Source organism: Actinopolyspora sp. BKK2 (genome assembly GCF_011291845.1).
Lineage (GTDB): Bacteria > Actinomycetota > Actinomycetes > Mycobacteriales > Pseudonocardiaceae > Actinopolyspora > Actinopolyspora saharensis.
In genome coordinates, this window is the sequence record NZ_JAANTE010000005.1 from 186,121 (window position 1) to 210,707 (window position 24,587).

20 protein-coding genes are annotated in these 24,587 nt (G+C 70.7%); 13 read left to right on the forward strand and 7 right to left on the reverse strand.

Annotation, left to right across the window (positions count from 1 at the left end):
• Positions 1–36: 36 nt before the first annotated feature.
• Complete coding sequence (locus tag G9Q41_RS12990; protein ID WP_165633390.1) at positions 37–1,251, reverse strand: PQQ-binding-like beta-propeller repeat protein; 1,215 nt, start codon at positions 1,249–1,251, stop codon at positions 37–39.
• Positions 1,252–1,501: 250 nt separating this feature from the next.
• Positions 1,502–3,259, reverse strand: a complete 1,758-nt coding sequence (locus G9Q41_RS12995; RefSeq protein ID WP_347567588.1) for a DEAD/DEAH box helicase — start codon at positions 3,257–3,259, stop codon at positions 1,502–1,504.
• A gap of 797 nt (positions 3,260–4,056) precedes the next feature.
• On the opposite strand from G9Q41_RS12995, the gene G9Q41_RS13000 reads away from it, so the two are divergent.
• Together G9Q41_RS13000 and G9Q41_RS13005 are read left to right on the forward strand one after the other, a co-directional pair.
• Positions 4,057–4,776: a ferritin-like fold-containing protein gene (locus G9Q41_RS13000; protein WP_207631275.1), complete on the forward strand. Its 720-nt coding sequence runs from the start codon at positions 4,057–4,059 to the stop codon at positions 4,774–4,776.
• A 141-nt stretch (positions 4,777–4,917) separates the two neighbouring features.
• Positions 4,918–5,145, forward strand: coding sequence for a DUF3107 domain-containing protein (locus G9Q41_RS13005; protein ID WP_092526902.1), 228 nt, complete (start codon positions 4,918–4,920; stop codon positions 5,143–5,145).
• 288 nt (positions 5,146–5,433) lie between these two features.
• Here the strand turns inward: G9Q41_RS13005 and G9Q41_RS13010 are convergent, their stop codons facing one another.
• Both G9Q41_RS13010 and G9Q41_RS13015 read right to left on the reverse strand, forming a co-directional pair.
• The gene (locus G9Q41_RS13010) at positions 5,434–5,796 is read right to left on the reverse strand and encodes a DUF4873 domain-containing protein (protein ID WP_347567589.1); all 363 of its coding nucleotides are present in this window, start codon (positions 5,794–5,796) and stop codon (positions 5,434–5,436) included.
• Between the two features lie 78 nt (positions 5,797–5,874).
• Complete coding sequence (locus tag G9Q41_RS13015) at positions 5,875–6,606, reverse strand: TetR family transcriptional regulator (RefSeq protein ID WP_092526904.1); 732 nt, start codon at positions 6,604–6,606, stop codon at positions 5,875–5,877.
• Between the two features lie 77 nt (positions 6,607–6,683).
• Between G9Q41_RS13015 and G9Q41_RS13020 the strand changes: the two genes are divergently transcribed.
• The 3 genes from G9Q41_RS13020 (at position 6,684) to G9Q41_RS13030 (ending at position 9,088) form a co-directional block, all read left to right on the forward strand.
• Entirely contained in the window at positions 6,684–7,583 is a 900-nt protein-coding gene (locus G9Q41_RS13020) for a diiron oxygenase (RefSeq protein ID WP_165633391.1), read from the forward strand.
• The gene (locus tag G9Q41_RS13025) at positions 7,580–8,491 is read left to right on the forward strand and encodes an alpha/beta hydrolase (RefSeq protein ID WP_092526911.1); all 912 of its coding nucleotides are present in this window, start codon (positions 7,580–7,582) and stop codon (positions 8,489–8,491) included. The genes G9Q41_RS13020 and G9Q41_RS13025 overlap by 4 nt, the downstream gene beginning before the upstream one ends.
• A gap of 237 nt (positions 8,492–8,728) precedes the next feature.
• Entirely contained in the window at positions 8,729–9,088 is a 360-nt protein-coding gene (locus G9Q41_RS13030; protein ID WP_165633392.1) for a hypothetical protein, read from the forward strand.
• A 26-nt stretch (positions 9,089–9,114) separates the two neighbouring features.
• Here G9Q41_RS13030 and G9Q41_RS13035 read toward each other — a convergent pair whose 3' ends face one another.
• Positions 9,115–9,750 (reverse strand): TetR/AcrR family transcriptional regulator, encoded by a 636-nt coding sequence (locus tag G9Q41_RS13035; protein WP_092526913.1) that lies wholly within the window; start codon positions 9,748–9,750, stop codon positions 9,115–9,117.
• A gap of 519 nt (positions 9,751–10,269) precedes the next feature.
• Between G9Q41_RS13035 and G9Q41_RS13040 the strand changes: the two genes are divergently transcribed.
• The 4 genes from G9Q41_RS13040 (at position 10,270) to G9Q41_RS13055 (ending at position 14,598) form a co-directional block, all read left to right on the forward strand.
• Positions 10,270–11,250, forward strand: coding sequence for a DUF3152 domain-containing protein (locus G9Q41_RS13040; protein WP_165633393.1), 981 nt, complete (start codon positions 10,270–10,272; stop codon positions 11,248–11,250).
• A gap of 170 nt (positions 11,251–11,420) precedes the next feature.
• Positions 11,421–12,623 (forward strand): adenylyltransferase/sulfurtransferase MoeZ, encoded by a 1,203-nt coding sequence (gene moeZ / locus G9Q41_RS13045; RefSeq protein ID WP_092526919.1) that lies wholly within the window; start codon positions 11,421–11,423, stop codon positions 12,621–12,623.
• A 225-nt stretch (positions 12,624–12,848) separates the two neighbouring features.
• Complete coding sequence (locus G9Q41_RS13050) at positions 12,849–13,655, forward strand: TIGR02569 family protein (RefSeq protein ID WP_092528070.1); 807 nt, start codon at positions 12,849–12,851, stop codon at positions 13,653–13,655.
• Positions 13,656–13,770: 115 nt separating this feature from the next.
• Entirely contained in the window at positions 13,771–14,598 is an 828-nt protein-coding gene (locus G9Q41_RS13055) for a uroporphyrinogen-III synthase (RefSeq protein ID WP_092526921.1), read from the forward strand.
• A gap of 18 nt (positions 14,599–14,616) precedes the next feature.
• Here the strand turns inward: G9Q41_RS13055 and G9Q41_RS13060 are convergent, their stop codons facing one another.
• On the reverse strand, positions 14,617–14,934 hold the full coding sequence (locus G9Q41_RS13060) for an MGMT family protein (protein ID WP_092526925.1): 318 nt from the start codon (positions 14,932–14,934) through the stop codon (positions 14,617–14,619).
• 92 nt (positions 14,935–15,026) lie between these two features.
• Here G9Q41_RS13060 and G9Q41_RS13065 point away from each other — a divergent pair, with 92 nt between their 5' ends.
• The 3 genes from G9Q41_RS13065 (at position 15,027) to G9Q41_RS13075 (ending at position 22,242) form a co-directional block, all read left to right on the forward strand.
• A complete protein-coding gene (locus G9Q41_RS13065; protein ID WP_165633394.1) occupies positions 15,027–18,248 on the forward strand; it encodes an ATP-dependent DNA helicase in 3,222 nt (1,073 codons plus the stop codon).
• Positions 18,245–21,526, forward strand: a complete 3,282-nt coding sequence (locus G9Q41_RS13070; RefSeq protein WP_165633395.1) for an ATP-dependent DNA helicase — start codon at positions 18,245–18,247, stop codon at positions 21,524–21,526. Before G9Q41_RS13065 ends, G9Q41_RS13070 begins: the two co-directional genes overlap by 4 nt.
• A 98-nt stretch (positions 21,527–21,624) precedes the next feature.
• Complete coding sequence (locus G9Q41_RS13075; RefSeq protein WP_092526931.1) at positions 21,625–22,242, forward strand: hypothetical protein; 618 nt, start codon at positions 21,625–21,627, stop codon at positions 22,240–22,242.
• Between the two features lie 157 nt (positions 22,243–22,399).
• Here the strand turns inward: G9Q41_RS13075 and G9Q41_RS13080 are convergent, their stop codons facing one another.
• On the reverse strand, positions 22,400–22,984 hold the full coding sequence (locus G9Q41_RS13080) for a hypothetical protein (protein WP_092526934.1): 585 nt from the start codon (positions 22,982–22,984) through the stop codon (positions 22,400–22,402).
• Between the two features lie 400 nt (positions 22,985–23,384).
• Here G9Q41_RS13080 and G9Q41_RS13085 point away from each other — a divergent pair, with 400 nt between their 5' ends.
• Positions 23,385–24,371, forward strand: a complete 987-nt coding sequence (locus G9Q41_RS13085) for an NAD-binding protein (RefSeq protein ID WP_347567593.1) — start codon at positions 23,385–23,387, stop codon at positions 24,369–24,371.
• Positions 24,372–24,587 lie beyond the last annotated feature (216 nt).

Sequence of the window (24,587 nt, forward strand, 5' to 3'; positions counted from 1 at the left end):
GTTGCCGCGCCGCGAGCGGTGGAAGGGTCGGGCCCCTCACCGGTAGGCGAACAGCCGGTCCCCGCGCTGCTCCAGCACCGTTCTCCCGACCACCTCGGGGAAGACGACCCGGGAGTCGCCCGCCCGGTCCAGCGCCAGAGTTCTGAGCCGCTCACCGGATGCGGGGTCGTGCACGGCCAGGCCGTCCCGCACGGGGAGCAGGAGCTCGTCGGCCATCCGCGTGGCGGGACCGAGCGTGTCGCGGGCCGTCCACACCGGGGTGAGCCGGTCCCCCTCGAGGGCGACGGTGTCCCGTCCCGTGTACCAGTAGACGTCCCCGCTCCGCGTTGTCGGTTCGATGTGGACGTTGGCGCCGCTGTCCGGAAGCTCTCCGAGCCGTACCGCGTAGCTCTCCCGCAGCGCGCCGGACATGTCGTAGACCGCCAGCCGCTGGCGGTCCCGCAGTGCCACGGCGACCCGCTCCCCGGTCACCGCGACCACGCTGGCCCGCTCGCTGCTCAGCACGGTGCTCATCACTTCTTCGGGCTGCTCGTTGTCCTCGGGGTGGGCCTTGAGCACGGTCACCCGGTCCCCGGGCGAGTCGGCGCACTCGGCTATGACGGCGACCCGCCGATCGCCGACGGCGGTTCCCGAGTAGTCGCAGTCCGGGCGGCGCAGGTTGTTGTCCGGGATCTTGATGTCGGTGGGGATGCCGTACTGCTGGGTGCGCACCAGATCGGAGCGCCAGGTCTCCAGGAACCCGCTTCCGGTGGCGGTCACGTAGTTGCCGTCGGAGAGCAGGCGGGTCCCCGGGCTCATCCCGCTGTTGCGCTGCGGTTCGCGGCTGCCGTCCGAGCCGTTCAGCGAGGTGACGGCGTTGCAGTGGTCGCCGGTGCGGTAGACCGCGATCGCGCGTTCCCACTCGGCCCCGACGGTGCACAGGCTCTTGTCCCTGCTGTAGCGCCACCGGACGTCGCCGCTGGCCGGGTCGCGCCCGAGCACCTCACCGTCCTGACCGGTCACCACGGTGGGGCCGGCCAAAACGGGGTGCGGGGTGGCGGAGCTGGGGGCTTGCCACACCTGCTCCACCCGCTCGGGCACCGTCCGCGCCGGGGACGCGGGGGAGACGGGCTCGCTCGCCGTGCTCAACTCGGTGGCCCGAGCGGAGCTGAACCACCAGAGGGTGACCGCCCCGCCCAGAACGGCGATGGTGAGCACGAGTGCCGTGGCGATGTCGCCCTTCGTGCGTCGCTCCGGCCGTACCAATGTCACCCCGGTTGTCGCTCGTCCGACAGGTCCTCGCACGTGAGACTACGAGGTCGCGCGGGCCGGTTCGCCTCGAGGGGCGGGTGCCGCCCTCGGCAGCGCCACGGCGCCGCGCTCGGGCGGCCGGTGCCTCCGGCGGGGTGAGCCGTCAGCGGAGCCGCCCGGGGACTTCCGCTCGTGGGGACGGTGGAGCAGCACCGCCCGGGCGCGGCGTCACCGGAGTCGCCACGCCCGTGCTCGGCCGGACAGCCCCGGATCACTGACTGGTGGCGTCCGCCTTCTGCTCGGCGGCTCCGCTCTGGGAGCCACGCCTCCTGCGCACCCGCCGGCGTGCCGGACGCTGGGAGCCGCTCGCCTCCGAGCTCTGCTCGGATTCGGTCGACGTGCCGGAGGCCTGGGCCTGTTCGACGGGTTTCCCGTTCCTGGTGCGCCGCCGCTTCCTGCGTCCGTTCGGGCGGCTGTTGCCGGTCTCCTCGGACCCGTTCGCACGGGACCCGGAGGAATCACCGCGGGAGCTCTGCCGGTTCCGGCGCTTGTTGCGCTTGGGGGCGGACTCGGTGCGCTCCTCGGCCTCGGCCCCGAGTCCCACGCGGGTGCGCTTGGCCAGCGGCAGCCTGCCGCCCGCGTCGGAGGGGATGTCGAGATCGCTGAACAGGTGAGCGGAAGTGGAGTAGGTCTCGACCGGGTCGTCCATCCCCAGCCCGAGCTCCTTGCTGATCACCTTCCACCGGGTTTCCTCGTCCCAGTCGACCAGGGTGATGGCCACTCCGGTGCGCCCCGCACGTCCGGTGCGCCCGATGCGGTGGACGTAGGTCTTCGAGTCCTCGGGGCACTGCAGGTTGATCACGTGCGTGACGCCCTCGACGTCGATGCCGCGCGCGGCCACGTCGGTGGCGACCAGGATGTCGATCTTGCCGGTGCGGAAGGCGCGCAGCGCCTTCTCCCGCGCTCCCTGCCCCAGGTCGCCGTGGACGGAACCGGCCGCGAAGCCGCGCTCGTTCAGCTCGTCCGCGAGCTTCTGGGCCGAGCGCTTGGTGCGGCTGAAGATCATCGTCAGCCCGCGTCCGTTCGCCTGCAGCGCGCGGGCGAGCAGCTCGGGCTTGTCCATGGCGTGGGCGCGGTAGACGAACTGGTGGGTCCGCTCGTGCACCGCGCTCTCGTCGGACTGCTCGGCGCGTATCTGGGTCGGCTGGTGCAGGAAGTTCCTGGCGAGCTGAATGATCGCGTCCGGCATGGTCGCCGAGAAGAGCATGGTCTGCCGCTGCTCGGGCACCATTCCGAGGATGCGTTCGATGTCCGGCAGGAAGCCGAGGTCGAGCATCTCGTCGGCTTCGTCGAGCACCAGGGTGGAGACCTTGCCGAGCACCAGGTGCTGTCGTTCGGCGAGGTCGAGCAGCCGCCCCGGAGTGCCGATCACCACGTCCACCCCGGCGCGCAACCCCTCGATCTGGGGTTCGTAGGGGCGGCCTCCGTAGACCGACAGCGTGCGCACGCCGAGATACTTGGCGGCGTCCTCGATGTCCCGCGTCACCTGCATGCACAGCTCCCTGGTCGGTACCACGATCAGGGCCTGCGGGGTTCCGTCCCCGGGCAGGTTCATCTGCTGCAGGAGGGGGACGCCGAAGCCGAGGGTCTTGCCCATCCCGGTACGTGCCTGACCGATCAGGTCGGCGCCGCGCAGGGCCAGCGGCAGCGTCATCTCCTGGATCATGAACGTCCGCTCGATCCCGGCTTCCCGGAGAGCGCGGACGATCTCCTCGGAGGCCCCGAGCTCGGCGAACGTGGGGCTCTCGGAGCCCCCGGTGTTCTCCGCGTGCAGGTCACGGCCCTGCGTTTGCCTGGGCTGTCCGGAGGGTGTTCCGGGCTGTTCCGAATCGCGGTTCTGGACCGCTCGTTCCTCGTCCTCGGCGCCGGTGTGACCGGTGCTCCGGGTTTCGTTGCTCGTCAGAGTAATCGCCTCTTTCGTGATCGCGCGCGCGACTGCGTGGCCGGATCGGTATCGATGCGTGGGCACGCGTTCGCGCGGCGATGTCGGTTTTGTGGCCGTACGCGGATCGCGGATTCGGCGCGACGCTCGACGTCGCCCGCCGACTCCGCCGCGGTTCGTCGCCGCGCGGTGGCGGCCTGTCGTGTGGGCGCCGGGTCCGTCGCTGCGACGTCCGCTTGCTCACGGCTTGCTCCGGCGGAGACGACTCGCGTCGCCCACCGCCGTGAGACGGCGTTCGTGTTCGGGAGGGCCCGGCACGGTTGACCGTTCTCCCCGCTGGAGTGGAAGCAACCGCCGAGGGCATCCCCGTTTCGGAATGTGGGCGTTCTCGTTCCGGCCGGTCGGACTCGGCCGTCCGGTCCGCGGAAGAACCCGCCCGCGGCTGCGCGAAGGATCCCCGGCTCGGAAGTCCATCCGGCGGGAACTCGAAGCGCACCAGCTGTCGGCACACTAACCGCTGTCGGGGCGACCCCGCACGTGCAACACTGTTCAGCGGGGTTCCATTCCCACGGTCGGGGGACCGATGGGGCGGGTGCTTGCCTGACGCCAATAAACCTCCCTTTGGGCGAGGATACCTGGCACGTCCCACCGTGAGGGGCGTGGATGGCGAACGCCACCCGTTGAGTTCCCTTCGTGTCGTTGGTTCGCCCCACTCGCCCGAAAGAAGGACTGAAGTCTCGCGACCGGGTGAGCGGCCCGGGCCGCAGCGTGCTGCGCGGTTCCGCGCGCACCGCTGCCGCTCGCGCCGGGTGAGCCGCTCCGCGCGAGATCCCCGGTTCGGACGGACGGACCTGCAACGAGTTCGAGAACGGTAGGCTCACACCATGACCGAGGCTGACCAGAGTGCCGTGACTTCCGGGGGGCGTGACACGCAGGCTCCGGAGGCCGAGGGAGCGGATTCCGCCGGCTACGAGGAAGGGGTGACGGATCTGCTCGCCGCTCTGGCATACGGTGAGCTCTCCGCGTTCGACCGGCTCGCCGAGGACGCCAGGGAGGCGCCCACCCTCACGGGCAGGGCCGCGCTGGCGAGCATGGCCGCCGCCGAGATGGGGCACTTCCGGCTGCTGCAGGACAAACTCTCCGAGCGCGGCGTGGCGGTCGAGGACGCGATGCGACCCTTCGTCGCTCCCTTCGACGCCTTCAACGCTTCCACCGCCCCCCATTCCTGGCTGGAATCGCTGGTCAAGGCCTATGTCGGGGACGGGCTGGCCGCCGATTTCTACCGCGAGGTCGCGAACTGGCTGGACCCGGAGATCAGGGAGCTGGTGCTGACCGTGCTCTCCGACACCGGGCACTCGGCGTTCGCCGAACGCGAGGTCTCCGCCGCCTGCGCCGAGGACGACTCCCTGCGCGACAGGCTGACCCTGTGGGGGCGCAGGCTGCTGGGGGAGGCGGTCACCCAGGCGCAGTGGGTCGTGGCCGAGCGCGACTCGCTCTCCGAGCTGATCATCCGGGGCTCCGGGGATCTGGCCGGGATAGGTTCCCTGATGCGCAGGCTCCAGAACAACCAGAACAAGCGGATGTCGCGACTGGGACTGGGCTGAGGGCCCGGAGCGGCGGACGTCTCCGCCGGGATTCCCGGGAGCGCGACATTCCCCGGCAGTGGCCGTTTCGGGTTCCTTCCGGGGTGGGCAGATAGCCTCTTGAGGCAAGGCGACAATCAGCAACGTTCACGGAGGTGTGCGGTGGAGGTCAAGATCGGAGTCGCGGAAGGCACGCGCGAGCTCACGCTGAACAGTGGTCAGAGCCAGGAAGAGGTCGAGAAGCTGGTCTCGGACGCGTTGGCCACCACTGACGGCCACCTGCGTATCGACGACGACAAGGGGCGGCGCTACATCGTGCCCGCCGCCAAGGTCGCCTACGTCGAGATCGGGGCGCCGGAGACCCATCGCGTCGGCTTCGGAGTCGGCTGACCCGCTCTCTCCCGGTGAGGCGTGAACGGCCCCCGGGCACCGAACGGGCCGGCCTCGTTCCCGGACGGGACGTCGGGCCTTCGACTCGGGGAGCCCGCAGGGCTCCCGGCGTCGAGAGCCACTCGAGCGACTCGCACCGCCGCGGGCGTCCCGCGGCGGTGCCGACTGCCCGGGTGGAGCCGGGTGGAGGAGAACGGCCGCGCCGTTTCCCCGCCCGCCGGCTCGCCCGGGCGAGTGCTCGCCCGCCGAGCTCGGCGGGCCCGTGCGGACCGAGCGCGAGGGACGTCGTCAGGCACCCTCGTTCAAGTCGGCCAGTTCCGTGCCCGGGGGAAACGGGGGGCGCCCCGATCCGGTGAGGCGGTACCTGTTCCACGGGTCCGGATCGGACAGGGTGGCTGCCGCCTCGCCGTGCGGCGTGCGCAGCACGACCTCCACTCTGCGGCCCCCGGTCAGCTCGTCCAGCTTCTCGTCGGGCCCGGTGCGCCCGTACCAGTGGAACCGCCCGTCGATCGGCTGGAAGTTGCCGCGCAGCACGACGTCCACGGTGACCTCCGCGTCGGCGGTGAACACCACGGCTGAGCCGAGGTAGTCGTGCTCGTCGTGCTCGTCGTGCTCGTCGTGCTGCTGCTCGTGCTCGAACTGCTCCACCACGGTCGCGCCTTCCGTTGTTCGTCGTGCTCGCGTTCCCCGCCGGGCCGTTCGGCCCGCGTCGGCGGGTCGGAGCGGTGGTCAGACGTCCTCGTCCTCGACGAGCTTCAGGTCGGGGGGAAGTTCCAGCGGCTCGTCCGGGTCGATCACGATTCCGCCCGAGCGGAGGACTCCGTCGAGCGCGAACCAGATGATCTTGGTCAGGTATTCGGTGAGATCGTCCCTGCTCATGGAGTGGCGCTCCATCCACCAGTCACCGCTGGCCTGCACCATGCCCACGAGCCCGTGGCTCCAGGCCTCCACGCCGCCCGAGTCCAGTTCCAGACTGCGCAGGTACTCGCCGAGCAGTCGGGACAGCGAGTTGGCTATGATCGTCTTCTCGTTGCTGACCGGATCGGTCTGCACCGGCCGGTCGGCGAAATTGCGGCGCACCACGAAGCGGTACAGCTCCGGGTACTCCTCGATGACCCCGAGGTAGGTGCTCACGATTCGCTCGATCCGCTCGCGGATGGTGCCGCCCTGTTCGAGGGCGGGTTTTATCCGCTCCATTAGCAGGTTGGTCCCCCACTCGCCGACGGCGAGGTAGAGATCGCTCTTGTCGCTGAAGTGCCTGTAGAGCACGGGCTTGCTCACGCCTGCCTCCGCGGCGATGTCGCCCATGCCCACTTCGGCGCCGTAGTTGCCGATCGCGCGGATGGCGGCTTCGACGAACTCCGCCCGCCGTGCTCTTCGGTGTCCCTTCCAGCGTTCCCTCCGGGCGTCGCTGCGCCCCTGCGACTGCGTGACCTTGACAGGCCGCGAGATGTGGCTCACGCTACTCAAGGTAGCTGTTACTTGTAGTAACACGCAATGTTCGGCACGGGCACCCCACGGAAGGGTGATCAGCGATCATGACCAACACGCTCCAGGTCAACGACCGGGAAAGAACCGCTTCGCGGCTGCTGAAGTCCTCGGCCAAGAACAGCTACGACCCCGAGGTGGACATCGACTGGGACGCCCCGCTCGCGGAGGACAAGCCCTACCTCCCGTTCCACCGCAGCACGCTGTACGGCACCCGGTTGTGGGAAGAGCTCACCGAACAGCAGCGCATCGAGCTGACCAAGCACGAGTTCGCGAGCCTCGCCTCGAACGGCCTCTGGTTCGAGGTGCTGCTCATGCAGATCCTGCTCAAGGACTTCTATCGCCGCGATCCGCGCACCAACCACGCCCAGTACGCGCTGACCGAGATCGCCGACGAGTGCAGGCACTCCACCATGTTCGCCAAGACCTGCGAGCGGATCGGGGCGCCCGCCTACGGGCCGTTCCGGATTCTGCACCAGGGCGGCAGGCTCCTGCCCGCCGCGCTGAAGGGCCCCTCGGCGTACGCCTCCATCCTCGTCGCCGAGGAGATCCTCGACCGGATACAGCGCGACCAGATGCACGACGAGCAGGTGCAGCCGCTGGTGCGGATGGTCAACCGCATCCACGTCGTGGAGGAGGCGCGGCACGTCACCTTCGCCAGGGAGGAGGTGATCAGGGGGATGCGCGAGTGCGGTCCCGCCGAGCGCGCCCACCACCAGTTCATGACCGCGTTGGTCGGCTTCTGCATCGTCAAGGCGCTGATCAACCCGAGGATCTACGAGGCGGTGGGGCTGCGCCCCGGTATCGCCTACCGGGTGGCCATGGAGAATCCGCACTGGCGGGAGACCATCCGGTGGAGCGGCGAGAAGATCATGGCCTTTCTCGACGAATCGGGTCTGGTGGGAGGACCCGGAATGCCCTTGTGGCGGAAAGCGGGGTTGATCCGGTGACTCTCGGGCAGCAGGAACGCGCGGGGAGCACGCTGACCACTTCGGACGGGGTCGGGCTCGCCGTGGACGAGAGCGGTGACCCGAACGCCCCGATCACGGTGCTGCTCGTCCACGGCTGGACGTTGAGCAGGCGCACCTGGGACCGGGTGATGGCGGACCTGCCCGGTTCGGTCGGGAGCTCGGTGCGGGTGGTGCGGTTCGACCACCGGGGGCACGGTGATTCGGATCCGTCCCCGCGCGGAACGGCCGAGATCGCGCGCTGCGCGGACGACGTGGCGGAGTTGATCGCGGAGCTGATTCCCACCGGGCCCGTGGTGCTCGCCGGTCACTCGATGGGCGGAATGACGATCATGGCCCTGGCCGAGCGGCACCCCCGTCTCATGGCGGAGCGGGTTCGGGGCGTGGCCCTGATCGCCACGTCGAGCGGCGGCCTGGCCGCCCCCGACCTCGGGCTGCCGGGCCCGGTGGCGGCCGTGTTCAACGCGGCCGAGCGCAGGATCCGCTCCGCGCTGGCCCGTTCGGAGCGCTCCAGGGTCGGCGATCGCTCCGCGTGGATGCGTCCGGGGCTGCGGTGGCTGCTGTTCGGCAGCGGTGCCGCGAGCGGTGACGTGGCCAGGAGCGCCGAGTGGGTCGCCCAGTGCCACCCGGCCAGTTTCGCGGGGTTCCGCGAGTCGTTGGCCGAGCACGAGCGCGGCGACGCCCTGGACGAGTTGCCCGGGGTGCCCACCGTGGTGTTGGCCGGGCTCGCCGACCGGCTCTGCCCGCTGCCGCACGCCAGGGTCATGTCCGAGCGACTGCCGCACGCCGGCTTCTTCGTGTACGCGGGGGCGGGCCACATGCTCCCCCTGGAGCGGGCGGAGGAGGTGACCGGCCGGATAGCCGACGTCACGCGCTCCGCGCTGGAGTGAGTCGTTCCCGCGGTCGGTCCTGCCGGGCTCACCGGACGTCGTGCTCCGGAGCGGCCCCCTCGCGGTGGGAGCCGTCAGGGCCCGGCCGGGTGACCCACGCACGCCGATCGGGGCGTTTCCCCCCGCGAGTTCGGTACTGTGACCGGAGGCGGCATATCACGGTGGGACGGTTGCGCGGTGGTGTTCGGAAACCGTGCGTCGCGCCGTGACGGGAACCATCCGGACGAAAGGACCTCCGTGGGACAGCACACCAACAGCATCCACCACCACGGCTATGTCGAGGACACGCCGCTCAACCAGGCCATGCCCGCGCACGAGCGGTTGACCCGCCTCGACGCCGTCGAGATCCTGCACAGTCCCGACGAAGTGGCGCAGTGGTTGGCGAGCACGCTGCGTGCGGCGATGGGCAGGTCCGAGGACGAGGTCGCGTTCGACGACGAGTGGGACCAGTGGGTCAAGTACGCCCATTCCGGTGAGACGATCACGACCGGCCTGCTGCACGGCCCGACCATAAGCGTGGTGGCCGTCCCCGAGGACGAGTGTCGCTGTGCCTCCACTCCGCTGGTTCCGGTCGGAGGCAAGAAGCGCAGCCGGTGAGGCCGGGGAGCGGGCGGCGGGCCGGGTCAGCCCTGCTGCATCGGAAAGCCCGCCAGTCCCCTCCAGGCCAGGGTGGACATGAGGTTCACGGCCTCCTCGCGGGAGATGGAGTTCTCGCTGTCCAGCCAGTCCCTGGCGGTCACCTGGCTCAGTCCGACCAGCCCCACGGCGAGCAGCCTCGCCCGTTCGTGGTCGAGACCGGCGTCAGCCGTGACGGCCTCGGCCACCGCGTCGATGCAGCCGGAGGAGGCCTGCTCGACGGCGCGTTCCACTGCGGGCTCCCCCCGGAGGTCGGACTCGAACACCAGCCGGAACGCCTGGTCCTCCCGATCGACGAACTCGTAGAGCGCCCCCACGGCGGCCCGCACGCGCTGCTTGTTGTCGGGGTTGGACTCGATGGCTTCGCGCACCCGGGCGACCAGCTCGGTTCCGTGGGTTTCCAGCAGAGCGAGGTACAGCTCGAGCTTGCCGGGAAAGTGCTGGTAGAGCACGGGTTTGCTGACCCCGGCGCGGTCGGCGATGTCGTCCATCGCCGCGGCGTGGTACCCATTGGCCACGAACACGTCCTGAGCCGCGGAGAGCAGCTGCGCCCTTCGTGCGTCGCGCGGAAGTCGAACCCCGCGATTGGGCTGGTCGGTGCTCTGCTGCGCGGTCTCGGTCATCTCTAAGCCTCCACCGAATGATGCTGGTTCCGGTCGGGTCGTCGTGCGGGACGGGATACCCAACTTTACTTGTCGGTAGAGATTTTGTGCTGCTTACCTGTTCACTCCCCGGTGGGGAATTGGAAATCCGCACCGCACGGGCTCGGTAGCCGCGCGTCGCTCTCGGCTACGGACAGTACCCGCATTCGCTGATCAAGTTGCGTACTGTGGCAATCTGGAGGACACGGAAGCGCTCGGCACCTCGCTCGATCGAGCAGCGCGCCGAGCCGAGTTCGCTGTTCGGGTTGTCGTGGGGGGCTGAGCGGGGCCTCCCGTCGACTCGCGCTGCGCCGAGCCCGACATCGGGTAGCGTTCCAGGACGTCGGAGCCGTCCGCTCGAGCGCGCGACGCAGGGGAGCCCGTGGAAGAAGCGGGCCGCGGAGCGCCGCGGCGCTGCCGGGGGCAGGAGCACCGCACCGGGCGTCGACCCGGCGGGAACAACCAGAGCATCAGTGAGTCGGCAGGAATTCGAGGAGATCAGTGGAATCCGGGGAAGGCGGTCGGCACCGGGGGGATCCGCTCGCGGCGTCCTGGTATCCGAGCCCCGAGCGGCATCCGGGGGGCGATGGGACCAGACGTTCCGGCAGGAGCCGTCGGAAGAGGGGGCTGCTGCGCTACGGCTGGGGCGTCTACGCGGTTCCGGTGCTGTTGGTGATCACCGTCTTCGCGGTCGCCGGGATGCCGGACCGGTCCCAGCAGGGGAGCGGTTCCTCGGAAGCGGCGGGCAGGACGACGGAGAACGACACCGCTCCCGTGGTCACCGAAGGTGAGAAGGGCGGCGAGTACGACTCCCGGATGAAGTCCCCGGAACTGCCTCCGGGGGCGCCGATCCCGAAGTCGGGCTCGGGGACGTTCGGGGTCGTGCCGGGCAAGACCGAGCCGGTCGGCTCGGGGCAGCTCTACAAGTACACCGTCGAGATCGAGACCGGTGTCGAGCTGATCGAGGGCAACGACACCTTCGGCAGGCTCACCGAGCAGACCCTGGCCGACCCGCGCAGCTGGACCAACCCCCGCGCCGGCGGCATATCGCTGCGGCGGGTCGGTCCCGACGGTCCCCGGCCGGACCTGCGGGTCACGCTGGTCAGCAGGGACACCGCCAGGGAGGTGTGCGGATACGGCAACGGGCTGCCCTACGACTCCTCCTGCCGGATCGGCGAACGTGTCTACATCAGCGCCGCACGCTGGGTGCGGGGTGCGGTCTCCTTCGACGGGGACATCGGAACCTACCGGCGGTATGTCGTCAATCACGAGGTCGGGCACTTCTTCGGCAACGACCACGTGGGCTGCCCGGCCCAGGGGCAGCTCGCTCCCGTGATGATGCAGCAGACCTTCAGCGTCTCGAACGACGAGCTGCACGAGCTGAACGAACGAGTCTCCCAGGGCACGGAGATTCCGGCCAACGGTTTCGTGTGCAAGCCGAACGCGTGGCCGTTCCCGCTGGGGAACGAGGCGGGCGACTAGGATCCTCGTCTCAGTTCGTGGGAGCAGCTTGGGACGTGGAAGACCATCGGCCAGGCTTGCGTTACACGATGTGGTGGCGCGCGGTAGGCGGGCTGTGCGACCGCACCGGTCGGCACGCCGTGGCCGCCGCACGTCAACGCACATCCAGGCAACGCAGGAGGAGCTGGGAGATGACCGGCAACACATCCCCTCAGGGGGCGGCCGGTAGCGGGACGGCGCTCCCGCCGCTGGTGGAGCCCGCCGCGGAGCTGACCAAGGACGAGGTCGCGCGCTACAGCAGGCACCTGATCATCCCGGACGTCGGGATGGAGGGGCAGAAGCGCCTGAAGAACGCCAAGGTGCTGGTCATCGGTGCTGGCGGGCTCGGAAGCCCCGCGCTGATGTACCTGGCCGCCGCTGGTGTGGGCACCCTCGGGATCGTCGAGTTCGACGAGGTCGACGAGTCGAACCTGCACCGCCAGATCATCCACGGTCAGTCCGACCTGGGGCGCTCCAAGGCCGAGTCCGCGCGGGACTCGATCGCCGACGTCAACCCGTTCGTCCAGGTCAATCTGCACCAGACCCATCTGACCTCGGACAACGCGCTCGACATCTTCGCCGACTACGACCTGATCCTCGACGGCACCGACAACTTCGCGACTCGTTATCTGGTCAACGACGCCGCGGTGCTGCAGGGCAAGCCCTACGTGTGGGGTTCGATCTTCCGGTTCGAGGGACAGGCGAGCGTTTTCTGGGAGACCTACGGGCCGAACTACCGCGACCTCTACCCGGAGCCCCCGCCGCCGGGAATGGTGCCGTCGTGCGCCGAGGGCGGTGTGCTCGGAGTGCTGTGCGCCTCGATCGGTTCCATCATGGTCAACGAGGCGATCAAGCTCATCACCGGAATCGGTGAAACCCTGCTCGGCAGGCTGATGATCTACGACGCGCTGGAGATGAGCTACCGCACGGTTAAGATCCGCAAGGATCCGAACGCGGACAAGGTCACCGAGCTCATCGACTACGAGAGCTTCTGCGGAGTCGTCTCGGACGACGCGCAGCAGGCCGCCGCGGACAGCACCATCACCCCGCAGGAGCTCAAGGACAAGTTCGACTCGGACGAGAAGTTCGAGCTGATCGACGTCCGGGAACCGCACGAGTACGAGATCGTGCGCATCGAGGGCTCGAAGCTGGTCCCCAAGGACCGGATCATCTCCGGGGAGGCGCTGGCCGAGCTGCCGCAGGACCGGCAGCTCGTGCTGCACTGCAAGTCGGGCGCGCGCTCGGCAGAGGCGTTGTCCGCGCTGCACAAGGCGGGCTTCTCGGATGCCGTCCACGTCGGCGGCGGTGTGCTCGGCTGGGCGAACCAGGTCGACACGGACCTGCCGACCTACTGATCGGGGTTCGCGGGAACCGGACCGTTCCGGTTCGGTCCCGGTTCCGTTCGGTCCCGGTTCGGTCCCGCTCCGGAACGGACCGGTCCGGGGCCGAACCCGTGATCCCGCGGGCCCGTCGGTGCGAAGTTCGGGCGGCGCCCGCGTGTCACCTTGATCGCTCCAGAACTCGCCCTCTCCCGGAGCGCCTGCGACTTGATCGACATCGTTGCGGGTAGCGTCTGGCACGTGAGTGCTACGGCCGAGCCACCCCCGACCCATGTGCGCGCCGCGTTCGGTGCTCGTGGGGAGGAGGTCGAACTGCTGGATGGCGGACTCGCCTGGCGTTGCGGCGAAGAGGACGCGGTGCTGCTCAAACTCGCGGCGAACACGGCCGAGGCCGCCTGGGTGGCGCGAGTTCTGGACACGCTGGATCCGGAGGAGACGCGTCTGGCGCGGCCACTGCGGTCCACCGACGGGAGGTGGGTGGTTTCCGGGTGGTCCGCGCGGCGCGATCTCGTCGGACGTCCCGAACCGCGACACGACGAGGTCGTCGCGATGTCGCTGCGGTTGCACGCCGCGACCAGTCGCCTGGACAAACCGCGCTTCGTGGACTCCCGCCAGGACATCTACGCGCTCGCCGACCGGATGGCCTGGGGCGAGGCGAACATGTCGCTGTCCCCGGAGAAGGGCGGGCGGCTGTTCGACGTGCTGGCCACCTCGCGCAAGCAGGTCGCGCTGCGTCCGCAGGTGGTGCACGGCGACTTGTTCGGCAACGTGCTGTTCTCCGGAAACGCCCCACCAGGCCTGATCGACTTCGTCCCGTTCTGGCGCCCCGCGGAGTGGGCAGCTGCCGTGGTGGTGATCGACGCGCTGGCCTGGGGGGGCTCCGATCCGGCGATAGTGGAGCGCTGGTCGCATCTCGCGGAGTGGCCCCAGATGCTGTTGCGGGCGCTGCTGTTCCGCCTCGCGCTGCACGCGCTGCACCCGCGGGCGGGCACTGCCTCGCTCGGGGGGCTCGAGAGTGCCTCGCAGACGGTCCTGGAAGTTTTGTGAAGCTCTTGTGACGGTGCTCTGCTCGGGTGGTGCGTGGCGCTCGGTCGGGGCGGACTCTCGGGAAAGCGCGCTGCGGGAGGGCACCTCTGTCGACCTTTCGTGTGAAGATGGCGGAGTGGGCTCGAAAACGGAGGAACCGCTGCGCGGTTACGCGGTCGGAGTGACCGCGGAACGCAAGGCCGAGGAACTGGCGTCGTTGTTGAACCGACGCGGGGCGGACGTGGTGCAGGCCCCCGCCATGCACACCGTCCCGTTGCCGCGGGACGGAGCGTTGGCCGAGTCCACCGCCGAAGTGCTCGCCTCCGAGGTGGACTACGTGGTCGCCACCACGGGAGTGGGCTTTCGCGGCTGGATCGAGGCCGCCGACACCGCAGGCAACGGCGCGGCGCTGCGCGAGCGGCTGTCCGCGGCGACCCTGCTCGCACGCGGCTCCAAGGCCGTGGGTGCGATCCGCGGTGCCGGGCTCGAGGTGGCGTGGAGCGCCCCTTCGGAGGAGGCGAGCGAGGTCCTGGACCACCTGCTGACGCGCGAGCTGCGCGGCAGGCGCGTGGTCGTCCAGGTGCACGGTGACCCGATGACGTGGTTCCGCGAGCGCCTCGTCGAGGCGGGTGCGGAGGTGATCGCCGTGATGGTCTACCGGTGGACCGATCCGCTGGAGCCGGAGAAGCTGGACGACCTCATCGATCGGGTGATCGACGGCCGGGTGCACGCGCTGGCCTTCACCAGTGCCCCCGCCGCGGCGAACCTGCTGGGCCGGGCGGAGCGGATCGGGCGCTCCGCGGAGCTGCACGAGGCACTCGGCAGCGGTGTGCTGCTCGGCTGCGTGGGTTCGGTGACGGCGGCGCCGCTGGTGGAGGCGGGACTGGACTGCGCGTTGCCGGAGCGCGCGCGGACCGCCTCGCTGGTGCGCCTGATCGCGGAGCGGCTCCCCGAGCTGCGCTGAGACCGCTACGGCCGCGGTTCACTCCGGATCGGGAAGTTCGAAGGGCTCGGACGGTTGCCACCGGTAGCGACGCATGTCCACCCGCCCCCGATCGGCGAGCACCCCCTCGGCGCGGAGCCGTTCCAGCTGCTCGTGACGCAGGTGCTCGGCCACGCTCCCGTTCGAGCGGAGCACCCTGTGCCAGGGCAGGTCCGCGCCGTCCTCGGCGAGGATCCGCCCGACCACGCGGGCGGAACGCAGCCCCGCGTGCCGCGCGACGTCGCCGTAGCCGAGGACGTACCCCGGGGGGATGGTGGTGACGACCGTCCGAACGTGCTCCCAGGTCCGCTCGTCCACTCGGGAAGTCTCGCACAGTCGGGGGTGGCGCAGGCGACACGCTCGTCACCAGGTGCGGGAAGCGATCACGGCGGCATGGTTCCATCGCGGACGTGTCGACCTTCTCCGTTCCGACCCTCGTGCGTTCCGGTGAGCAGAGCGCTCCACGGCTTCGGTGGTCCGAAGCGCAGCGCCGGGTCATCGACGGCGCGAACGGATTCCTGCGAATCCTCGGCGGTCCGGGTACCGGCAAGACGACGCTGCTGGCCGAGGCGGTCGCCGAGCGACTGCTCGACGGCAGGGCCACCGCCGACGACACCCTCGTGCTGACCGCCAATCGCACCACGGCCGCGCTGATGCGCAGCGCCGTCAACAGCCGTCTGCTGGCCGACGAGTCCTCCGTCACCACGGGGCGCGCTCCGCTGGTGCGCACGGTGCACTCCTACGCCTTCGGCGTGCTGCGGCTGCGGGCCAGCCGCGACGGCGCACCGCAGCCGAGACTGCTCAACGGCCCCGAGCAGGACCTGCGGATCCGCCAACTGCTCGAGGGCGACCTCGAGGACGGGGCGGAGTACTGGCCGGAGTCGTTGCGCGCGGCGCTGCGCACCGAGGGCTTCGTGACCGAGCTGCGCGATCTGCTGATGCGCGCCGCCGAGCGCGGAGTGGGGCCGAACGAGCTGGTGGCGCTCGGCCGGCGGCACGAGCGCCCGGAGTGGGTGGCGGCCGGGATCTTCGGGCGGCAGTACGAGCGCGTCACCCAGCTCGGAGGGGCGAGCGGGGACACCGCACCACCGCTGGACGCTGCCGAACTGGTCTCCGCGGCCCTGGCGGCCTTCGACTCCGACGCGGAGTTGTTGGCGGCGGAGCGGACCAGGGTGCGGCACCTGGTGGTGGACGACGCCCAGAACCTGGACCCGCAGCAGTACCGCCTGTGCAGGCGCATCGGGGACACGGCGTCCGAGTTCCTGCTCGGCGGCGACCCAGACCAGGCGGTTTTCTCCTTCAGGGGCGCCGATCCCAGCAGTCTGTCCGAAGCGGACCCGAGTGGGGAGCGGACCCTGGTTCTCGGGGCCGATCACCGGATGTCGACGCGCGTGCGCAGGGCGGTGCGGCGCTTGGCCGCGCGGCTTCCCGGCTCGGGGGAGCAGCGCCGGATCTTCGGAGCGGACCTCGCCGAGGACTCCGGACAGCGGGACGAGGGGGGCGAGCAGTCCGCGGACGGGGGCGTCCAGGTTCGGCTGCTGGCCTCGCAGGCCCAGCAGGCGGCGTGGGTGGCCGACCAGCTGCGCCGAGCGCACCTGCTGCGCGGGGTGGCGTGGTCGGACATGGCCGTGATCGTCAAGTCCACCGGGATCTCGCTGCCGGTGCTGCGCAGGGCATTGCTGGCCGCAGGGGTCCCGCTGGAACTCGGGGACGAGGAGATCCCGCTGGGACGACGCCCGGCCGTGCGTCCGTTGCTGACGCTGCTGCGGTGCGCGGCACGTCCGTCCGATCTGGACTCGGACACGGCCGAGTACCTGCTCGGTTCGCTGCTCGGAGGGGCGGACTCGTTGGCCCTGCGACGACTGCGGCGCGGGCTCCGCAGGTTGGACCTGGAGGCGGGCAACGACCGCCCGAGCGGTGAGGTGCTGGTCGAGGCGCTGTGGGACGCGGACAGGCTGGCCGCGCTGCAGGGGAGCACGGCGGAACCGGCTCGCCGGGTCTCCGCGCTGCTCGACGCGGCCGGGCGGGCCTGCGCGCGCGGGCAGAGCGTCGAGGACGTCCTGTGGCGGATCTGGAAGGACAGCGGGGTGGAGCAGACCCTGCTGGCGCGTTCCGAGCGGGGAGGCGTCGGCGGAGCGCGGGCCGATCGCGACCTGGACGCGGTGGTCGCGCTGTTCGACGAGGCCGCGCGGTACGTGGACCGACTCCCCGGGGCGGACGCGGCCTCGTTCGTCGAGCACCTGGAGAACCAGCGCATCTCCGGTGACACGCTGGCACCGAGCGCACCCGGCGGGGACGCGGTGTCCGTGCTGACCGCGCACGCGGCAGTGGGGCGCGAGTGGGAAGTGGTGGCGGTGCCCGACGTGCAGGAGGGCATCTGGCCGGACCTGCGGTTGCGCGGATCGCTGCTCGGGGTCGAGCGCCTGGTGGACGTTCTGTCCGGTGTGGATTCCCCGGACGTGGTCTCCGCCTCGGCGCCGCTGCTGGCCGAGGAACGTCGCCTGCTGCTGGTCGCGGCCAGCCGGGCGCGCAGGACGCTGCTGGTCGGCGCCGTGCGCGGTGAGGAGGAGCAGCCGTCCAGGTTCCTGGACGAACTGGACGGCACCGACGAGGACCCAGAGACGGAGCAGCGCCAGGTCGCCAGGCCCGAGCGCGGCCTGAGCCTTCCCGAGCTGGTGGGTGAGCTGCGTCAGGTGGTCAACGACGACACCGCGGGAACGGAGCGTCGCCGTCACGCGGCCGCGCAGCTGGCCAGGCTCGCGGATGCCGGGGTGCGGGGGGCGCACCCGGACAGCTGGTACGGGCTTCCCGAACCGTCCAGCTCCGCCCCGCTGGTGGGCGAGGACGAACCGGTCCGGGTGAGCCCGTCCACGGTGGAAGTGCTGTCGACCTGCCCGCTGCGGTGGATGATCGAGCGGCACGGCGGTCAGGACGCGGCCGAACTGGCTTCGGTCGCCGGTACCGTGGTGCACTCGCTCGTCCAGGCCGCGGCCGAGGGGGCCGACCGGCAACGGCTCGAGCAGGCCCTGGATCAGACCTGGGAGTCCGTGGACGCGGGAGCTCCCTGGTACTCCCGCAGGGAGCGCGAGCGGGTGCGCGGGATGCTGGACTCGTTCCTCGCGTGGTTGGACTCCTCGCGCGCCGAGCTGGAACAGGTCGCGGTGGAACGCGACCTGGACCTGACGGTGCCCGCGCGGGAGGGCGAACACCAGCTGCGGCTGCGGGGCCGGGTGGACCGGCTGGAGGAGGACGGCGGTGGCAGACCGGTGATCGTAGACATCAAGACCTCCAAGACCCCGGTGAGCAAGGAAAGGGCCGGGCAGCACACCCAACTGGCGGTTTACCAGCTCGCCGCCGCCCTGGGAGCTTTCGGCGCGGAGGAGACGCGCGAGCCCGGTGGGGCGCGGTTGGTCTACGTGGCCAAGCCGGAGTCCCGGAGCGGCGCGGCCACCGAGCGGGTGCAGCGCGGATTCGACGAGGAGGAGGTCCGCGGCTGGCTGGACGTGGTGCACGAGGCGGCCGCCGCGGGCACCGGTCCGGAGTTCCGCGCCGTCGAGAACGCGGAGTGCCCGCGCTGTCCCGTGCGGACCAGTTGTCCGGTGCACTCCTCGGGAAGGCAGGTCGGCCAGTGATCACCCCACAACGCGTGGCCCAGGCGCTCGGGCTGCCCGAGCCGACCGCCGAGCAGGCCACGGTCGCGGGCGCCCCGGCGGAACCGGCGCTGGTGGTGGCCGGAGCGGGCGCGGGCAAGACGGAGACGATGGCGGCGCGGGTCGTCTGGCTCGTCGCCAACGGTGTCGTCACTCCCGAGCGGGTGCTCGGGTTGACCTTCACCCGCAAGGCCGCCAGGCAGCTGGCCGACCGGGTGCGGGCGCGGCTGCGCCGCCTGGCCGGGTCCGGGCTGCTGGAGGAGGTCGATCCCTCGGGAGGTCTGCGCGCGCGGGTGCTGGCCGAGGAACCGACCGTGCTGACTTATCACGCCTACGCGGGCAGGATCGTTTCCGAGCACGGCTTGCGCGTTCCGGTCGAACCGGGCGCGCGGTTGCTGCCCGAGACGGCGTCCTGGCAGTTGGCCCACCGCGTGGTCTCCGGCTGGACCGCCGATCTGGACACCGACAAGGTTCCGGCGACGGTGACCGAGTACCTGCTCTCGCTCGCAGGCGAGCTGGCCGAGCACCTGGTCGAGCCGGAGCGGGTCCGGGAGCACGCCGAGCGGATGGCCTCCCTGGTGGAGAACGCGCCGCCCGAGAAGCGGCAGCGGGCGAAGCTGCCGCAGGAGCTGCAGCGGGTGGTTGCGGCGCAGCGGCTGCGCGCGGCGCTGCTCCCGCTGGTCGAGGCCTACACGGCGCGTAAGCGCGGCGAGGCGGCGATGGACTTCGCCGACCAGATGTCGCTGGCCGCCCGCCTGGCCGCGGAACACCCCGAGGTGGCGGCGGGGGAGCGCAACCGCTTCGCCGCCGTGCTGCTGGACGAGTACCAGGACACGGGGCACTCCCAGCGCGTGCTGCTGCGGAACCTGTTCGGCTCCGCGGAGGGGAGCGCGCCGTTGCCGGTGACGGCGGTGGGGGATCCGGCGCAGGCCATCTACGGTTGGCGCGGGGCCAGTGCCGCGAACCTGCCCAGGTTCACCACGGACTTCCCCCGTCGGGACGAGAGCTCGGATGCCACCCCGGCAGCCCGCTACGGCCTGCTCACGAGCTTCCGCAACCCTCCGGGAATACTGCGGCTGGCCAACGCGGTGGCCGAGCCGTTGCGCGCGGCCGGGTTGGACGTCGAGCAGCTGCGGGCCAAACCGGACGCGCCCGCAGCCGACATTCGCGGCGCCCTGCTGGAGGACGTCCGCACGGAGCGCCGGTGGGTGGCCGAACGCCTGGCTCGGTGTTGGCGCGCCGCGGTGGAGGCCGACGGCGCACCGCCCACGGCCGCGGTGCTGGTCCGGCGGCGTGCGGACATGGCGGAGATGGCCGAGGCGCTGCGTGCCGAGGGGTTGCCCGTCGAAGTGGTCGGCCTCGGCGGGCTGCTGGACGAGCCCGAGGTCCGGGACCTGGTGAGCGCGCTGCGCATGCTGATCGACCCGTTGGCGGGCACCGCGGCGATGCGCCTGCTCACCGGTTCGCGCTGGCGCCTCGGCGCGGCCGACATCGCGGCCCTTTCCGCTCGTGCCGGGGAACTGGGCGAGCGCAAGGCTTCCGGTGGCTCCGAATCCGGTGTTGAGGACGCCCTGGAGGCGGCTCTTCCCGGTGAGCGCGCGGAGCAGGCAGGTCTGGTCGACGCGCTCGACGACCCGGGTGAGCGGGAGCGCTACTCGGAGGAGGGCTACCGCAGGATCCGCAGGCTGGGGGGCGAGCTGGCCGCGCTGCGGCAGCGGCTGGAGCAGCCCCTTCCGGAGCTGGTCGCTGACGTGGAGCGCACCCTGCTGCTGGACATCGAGAGCATGTCCCGCACCGACGGGGTCGGCAGGGCCCACCTGGACGCGCTGGCCGAGGTGGTGACCGAGTTCGCCACCGCGAGCCCCACCGCCACGCTTCCCGGGTTGCTGGACTACCTGGACTCCGCCGAACACGCGGAGGACGGTCTGGAGCCGGGCGAGGTGGAGGTCGCCGAGGACAGGGTGCAGGTGTTGACCGTGCACGCGGCCAAGGGGCTGGAGTGGCAGCTCGTGGCCCTGCCGCACCTGGTCTCCGGCGTCTTCCCCGGCAAGCGGAAGTCCTCGTGCTGGCTGCGCTCGGTCACCGATCTGCCACCCGAACTGCGGGGGGACGGCCCCGATCTGCCGCGGCTGGATCTCGACCGGCTGGAGGGGTTCACCCGCAAGGAGCTGCATCGGGAGCTGGACGAGCACGACGCCGAGTTCGAGCAGCGGCGGTTGACCGAGGAGCGCAGGCTCTTCTACGTCGCGCTCACGCGTTCGGAACGCACCCTGCTGCTGTCCGGGCACTGGTGGGGTGAGAGCGGGGGCAGGCCCAAGGGGCCCTCCGAGTTCCTCGAGGAGACCGCGCGGGAGCTGACCGGTCACGCGGACCACGGTGTGCTCGAGCACTGGGCCCCGGAACCGGAGGAGGACGCGGAGAACCCGCTGGCGGAGAAGGGCCGGAGCCTGCTGTGGCCGGTGGACCCGCTGGAGGGGCGCAGAAACGCCGTCGCGGAGGGCGCCGAACTGGTCCGGGCCGAGCTGAACCGGGGGACGGCGGATCAGCGGGCGAGCGAGCGGGACGAGCAGGAACTCGATCCGGAGGTGCTGCGCTGGCGGCGGGACGTGGACGTGCTGCTGGCCGAGCGCGAGCGGGGCAGCGGGCAGGAGCGGGTGCGGTTGCCCGACCAGCTCTCGGTCAGTCAGCTGGTCGAGCTGGCCGAGTCGCCCGAGCGCTTCTCCCGGGGGCTGCGGCGTCCTCTCCCCGCACCGCCCAATCCGGTCGCGCGGCGCGGCACGGCTTTTCACGCCTGGTTGGAGCGGCGCTACACCTCGGAGGCCCTGTTCGAGGTGGACGAGCTGCCCGGGGCCTCCGACGAGTCGGCCGCTCCGGACGAGCACCTCGATCGGCTCCGCGACGCGTTCCTGGCCGGTTCCTGGGCGGACCGGGTCCCGCACCGCACCGAGGTGCCCTTCGAGACCCGGATAGCCGGAGTGGTCGTACGGGGCCGGATGGACGCGGTCTTCTCCGATCCGGACGGGGGGTGGACCGTGGTCGACTGGAAGACCGGCTCCGTGCCGGACGAGCGCCGCATGTCCGCGACCGAGGTGCAGCTCGCCGCGTACCGGCTGGCCTGGTCGGAGATCTCGGGGGTGCCGGTCGAGTCGGTGCGCGCCGCGGTGCACTACGTGCGGCACGACCGCACCCTGCGCCCGACCGACCTGCTGGACGCGGAGGGGTTGCGCAAGCTGATCCTGTCCGTGCCTTCCGAGGAGTGAGCGATCCCACCGCTGTGTCCACCGGAGACTGAACGAAAAACACACGTTCGAGTGGTGCGGCTTGTATTCGGGGGTGTTCACCCAGGAATATGCCCGCGATGTCGCAGATTACGGAAACCAGGCTCGACGCCTCCTTGCAGACCGAGGTGTCCGTGGACGAGGAGGTCCTGTCCCTGCAGGCCCCCCTCGTGCTCGTGCGAAGGGACGAACAGGGGGGATGGTTCTTCGAGGGCCCCGGCGGAGCGGACTCCGGTTCGGCCGTGCTGACGGTGCTCGGCGCCGTGGTGAACGCTTGGCCGCACGTGGCGGCGCTGACTGAGCTGCAGCCGGGCTCCTCCGCGATCTGGTCCTGGCAGAGCCACGGCTGGACCAGCGAGTTCGAGTGCACCTGCGGTGAGTGCGAGCAGCCCAAGCCCGTGGATCTCGATCGGCGCAGCTGGCCCGCGGATCTGGACCCGGAGACGATCGTGAGCGTGGAGGAGAGCGCGCTGGCTGGGCAGGTGGCGCTTTCCGACATCCTGCACACCTCCGGCAGGATCGCGCTGCTCGGCCCCGGTGAGCAGAACCGCTCGAGCGAGGAGATGACTTCGGTGGCCCTGGCCAACGTGATCCGGCGCTGGCCGCACACCATGCGTGCGCTGCGCTCGGTTCGGCCGGGGTATCTGCTGCGCTGGAACCCGGACAGCCTCAACTGGCACGAGTACGAGACCGTCTGAGCGGAGTTCCGCCGGATCGAGTCGTCGGCCGGCGTCAGGGGGCGCTGTCGCTGCTCCCGGCGCCGCAACCCGAACTGTGCAACAGGCACCGAGGCGCCGCCTTGGGAGGTTCCGCCGAGCAACCACCCACGGCTACCCGGAGGGAGACCTCCGAGGATCAGCCCCGGTCCGGTTCGTTCGGGGTGTGGTGCGGTTTTCCGTCGGTGGGGCGCCCCGCGTTCTGAGTGCTCTCCGGATGGCTGTGCACCACTCGTTCGTAGAGCAGTTCCAGCAGCCATCTCTCGAACAGCGAGGTGCCGAACTCGGTTCTGCGGTCCTCCGGGGCGAGGACGAGTTCGGCAGCTCCGTCGCGGTCCGCGGTTACCGCCCCGATCCCGTAGTAGTCCATTTCGGTGAGCGCCCAGGGGCGGTAGGGGTGGTCGCCGGGCAGCACCGCCGCGCAGGGAGCCACGGTCAGCATCGTGCCGCACGCACGCGTGGCCTTGCGGGCCTTGGAGACGCGTACCAGCAGTCCCACCAGCTCGACCGCGGGAACGGGCAGTCGGTCGAGGGAGCGCGATTCGGACCAGGCCTCCACGCGGGCCGGATCGGTCTCCGGGGGCCAATCGTTCACGCTGCGCCACTGGTGAACGTCGAAACGCAGCCGGGTCACGGCGGTGAATCGTGCTCCGAGCGCCGCTATGTCGGAGACGAGATGGCCGTGCCAGCCCAGGGCGCGAGCCGCCTGCTCAAGCTGCTGCACCGCGGAATGGTAAGCAGGACAGCTCAAGGTTCAACAACTCCACACGCGCTCGGGGGCCAAAGTGTTACCTACCGGTGTCGCGGCGTACGCGTAGCGCCCACCCGGTCCAGGGTAACCGCATCGGCGGTCCGGCGTAGCCCGCGTCCCGCGAACGGCGGTTTCGGTCCGGTGGTCGGAAGGGGTTCCCGGCCTCGGCGGGTCGGTCGTCGGGACGCGGGGCCCGGACGGGACGGCCACGAGTGTCCGTTCCGCGAAGGAGGCGTTACGGTGCTCGCTCGTGGACAAGCACACTAGCCGAACCACGCGTTTCGGACGTTCGCTGCCCGGGCGCCGCTCCGATTCGACCCTGACCGATCGACTCACCGACCGACCGGATCACGCGCTGGTCGGGGTGGTCCGCATGCCCGCCACCGCCGTCGGTCCCGTCAAGTCGATCATACGCAGGATCATCGGGGCGAGTCTCGCTCTCGCGGTTACCGTGCTGCTGGTCTACATCGACCGGGGAGGCTACAGCGACACGGACGGCACGCCGCTGAGTGTGCTGGATGCCCTCTACTACGCCACCGTTTCGCTGTCGACCACCGGGTACGGTGACATCGCTCCGGTGTCGACCTCGGCGAGGCTGGTGAACGTACTGGTCATCACCCCCTTGCGGGTACTGTTTCTGATCGTGCTGGTTGGCACCACTCTGGAGGTGCTCACCGAGCGCTCGCGTCAGGCACTGAAGATCCAACACTGGAGGTCCAGGGTGCGCGACCACGTGGTCGTCATCGGGTACGGCACCAAGGGAAGAGCCGCGGTGACCGCGCTGCTCGGGGACGGGGTCGAAGCGGGCAACATCGTGGTCGTCGACACCGAGCCGACTGCCCTGGAAGCGGCGTCCTCGCTCGGTCTGGTGACCGTCAACGGCTCCGGTACTCGTTCGGACGTCCTCCGGGTGGCGGGCATTCCGCGCGCCAGGGCGGTGGTGGTGGCCCCGCCCCGCGACGACACCGCCGTGCTGGTCACGCTCACCTCGCGCGAGCTCGCGCCCAAGGCGCAGATCGTGGCGGCCGTGCGGGAGGCCGAGAACGTCCACCTGCTCCGGCAGTCCGGGGCCGACTCGGTGGTCATCTCCAGCGAGACCTCGGGAAGGCTGCTCGGGATGGCGACCTCGACCCCCTCGGTGGTCGAGATGTTCGAGGACCTGCTCAGCCCCGATCTCGGGCTGGCCATCGCCGAGCGGGAGGTCGACAGGACCGAGGTCGGGGGATCCCCCCGGCACCTCTCCGACATCGTGCTGGGCCTGGTCCGGGACGGGCAGCTCTACCGGGTGGACGCCCCGGAGGCCGACGCGATCGAGGAGGGGGACCGTCTGCTGTACGTGAAGAAGGTGGCGAACTCCTGAAGCAGCTCCGACCCGTTCGAGCGGAGAGCGGGGAAGGGGAGTCGAGCGCGCCCACGTGGTGTTTTCCCGTGATCTCGTACGGGCGAACAGAAGAACACCGTCGTGATCTGGGGCGTTGCCGCCGCCCTGCCGATATTCGGAAGTGACGGAGGGCACAGTCGCCGCGTCCGCGGCGCTGTGCCGCCCGATCGGACAGCCCGAATCGGCACGAGACGG

Excerpts from the sequence above, each read along its gene's own strand:
- G9Q41_RS13000 (WP_207631275.1), top strand. The coding sequence starts at position 4,057 with ATGACCGAGGCTGACCAGAGTGCCGTGACTTCCGGGGGGCGTGACACG.
- G9Q41_RS13020 (WP_165633391.1), top strand. The coding sequence starts at position 6,684 with ATGACCAACACGCTCCAGGTCAACGACCGGGAAAGAACCGCTTCGCGG.
- G9Q41_RS13035 (WP_092526913.1), bottom strand. The coding sequence starts at position 9,750 with ATGACCGAGACCGCGCAGCAGAGCACCGACCAGCCCAATCGCGGGGTT.
- moeZ (WP_092526919.1), top strand. The coding sequence starts at position 11,421 with ATGACCGGCAACACATCCCCTCAGGGGGCGGCCGGTAGCGGGACGGCG.
- G9Q41_RS13075 (WP_092526931.1), top strand. The coding sequence starts at position 21,625 with ATGTCGCAGATTACGGAAACCAGGCTCGACGCCTCCTTGCAGACCGAG.
- G9Q41_RS13085 (WP_347567593.1), top strand. The coding sequence starts at position 23,385 with ATGCCCGCCACCGCCGTCGGTCCCGTCAAGTCGATCATACGCAGGATC.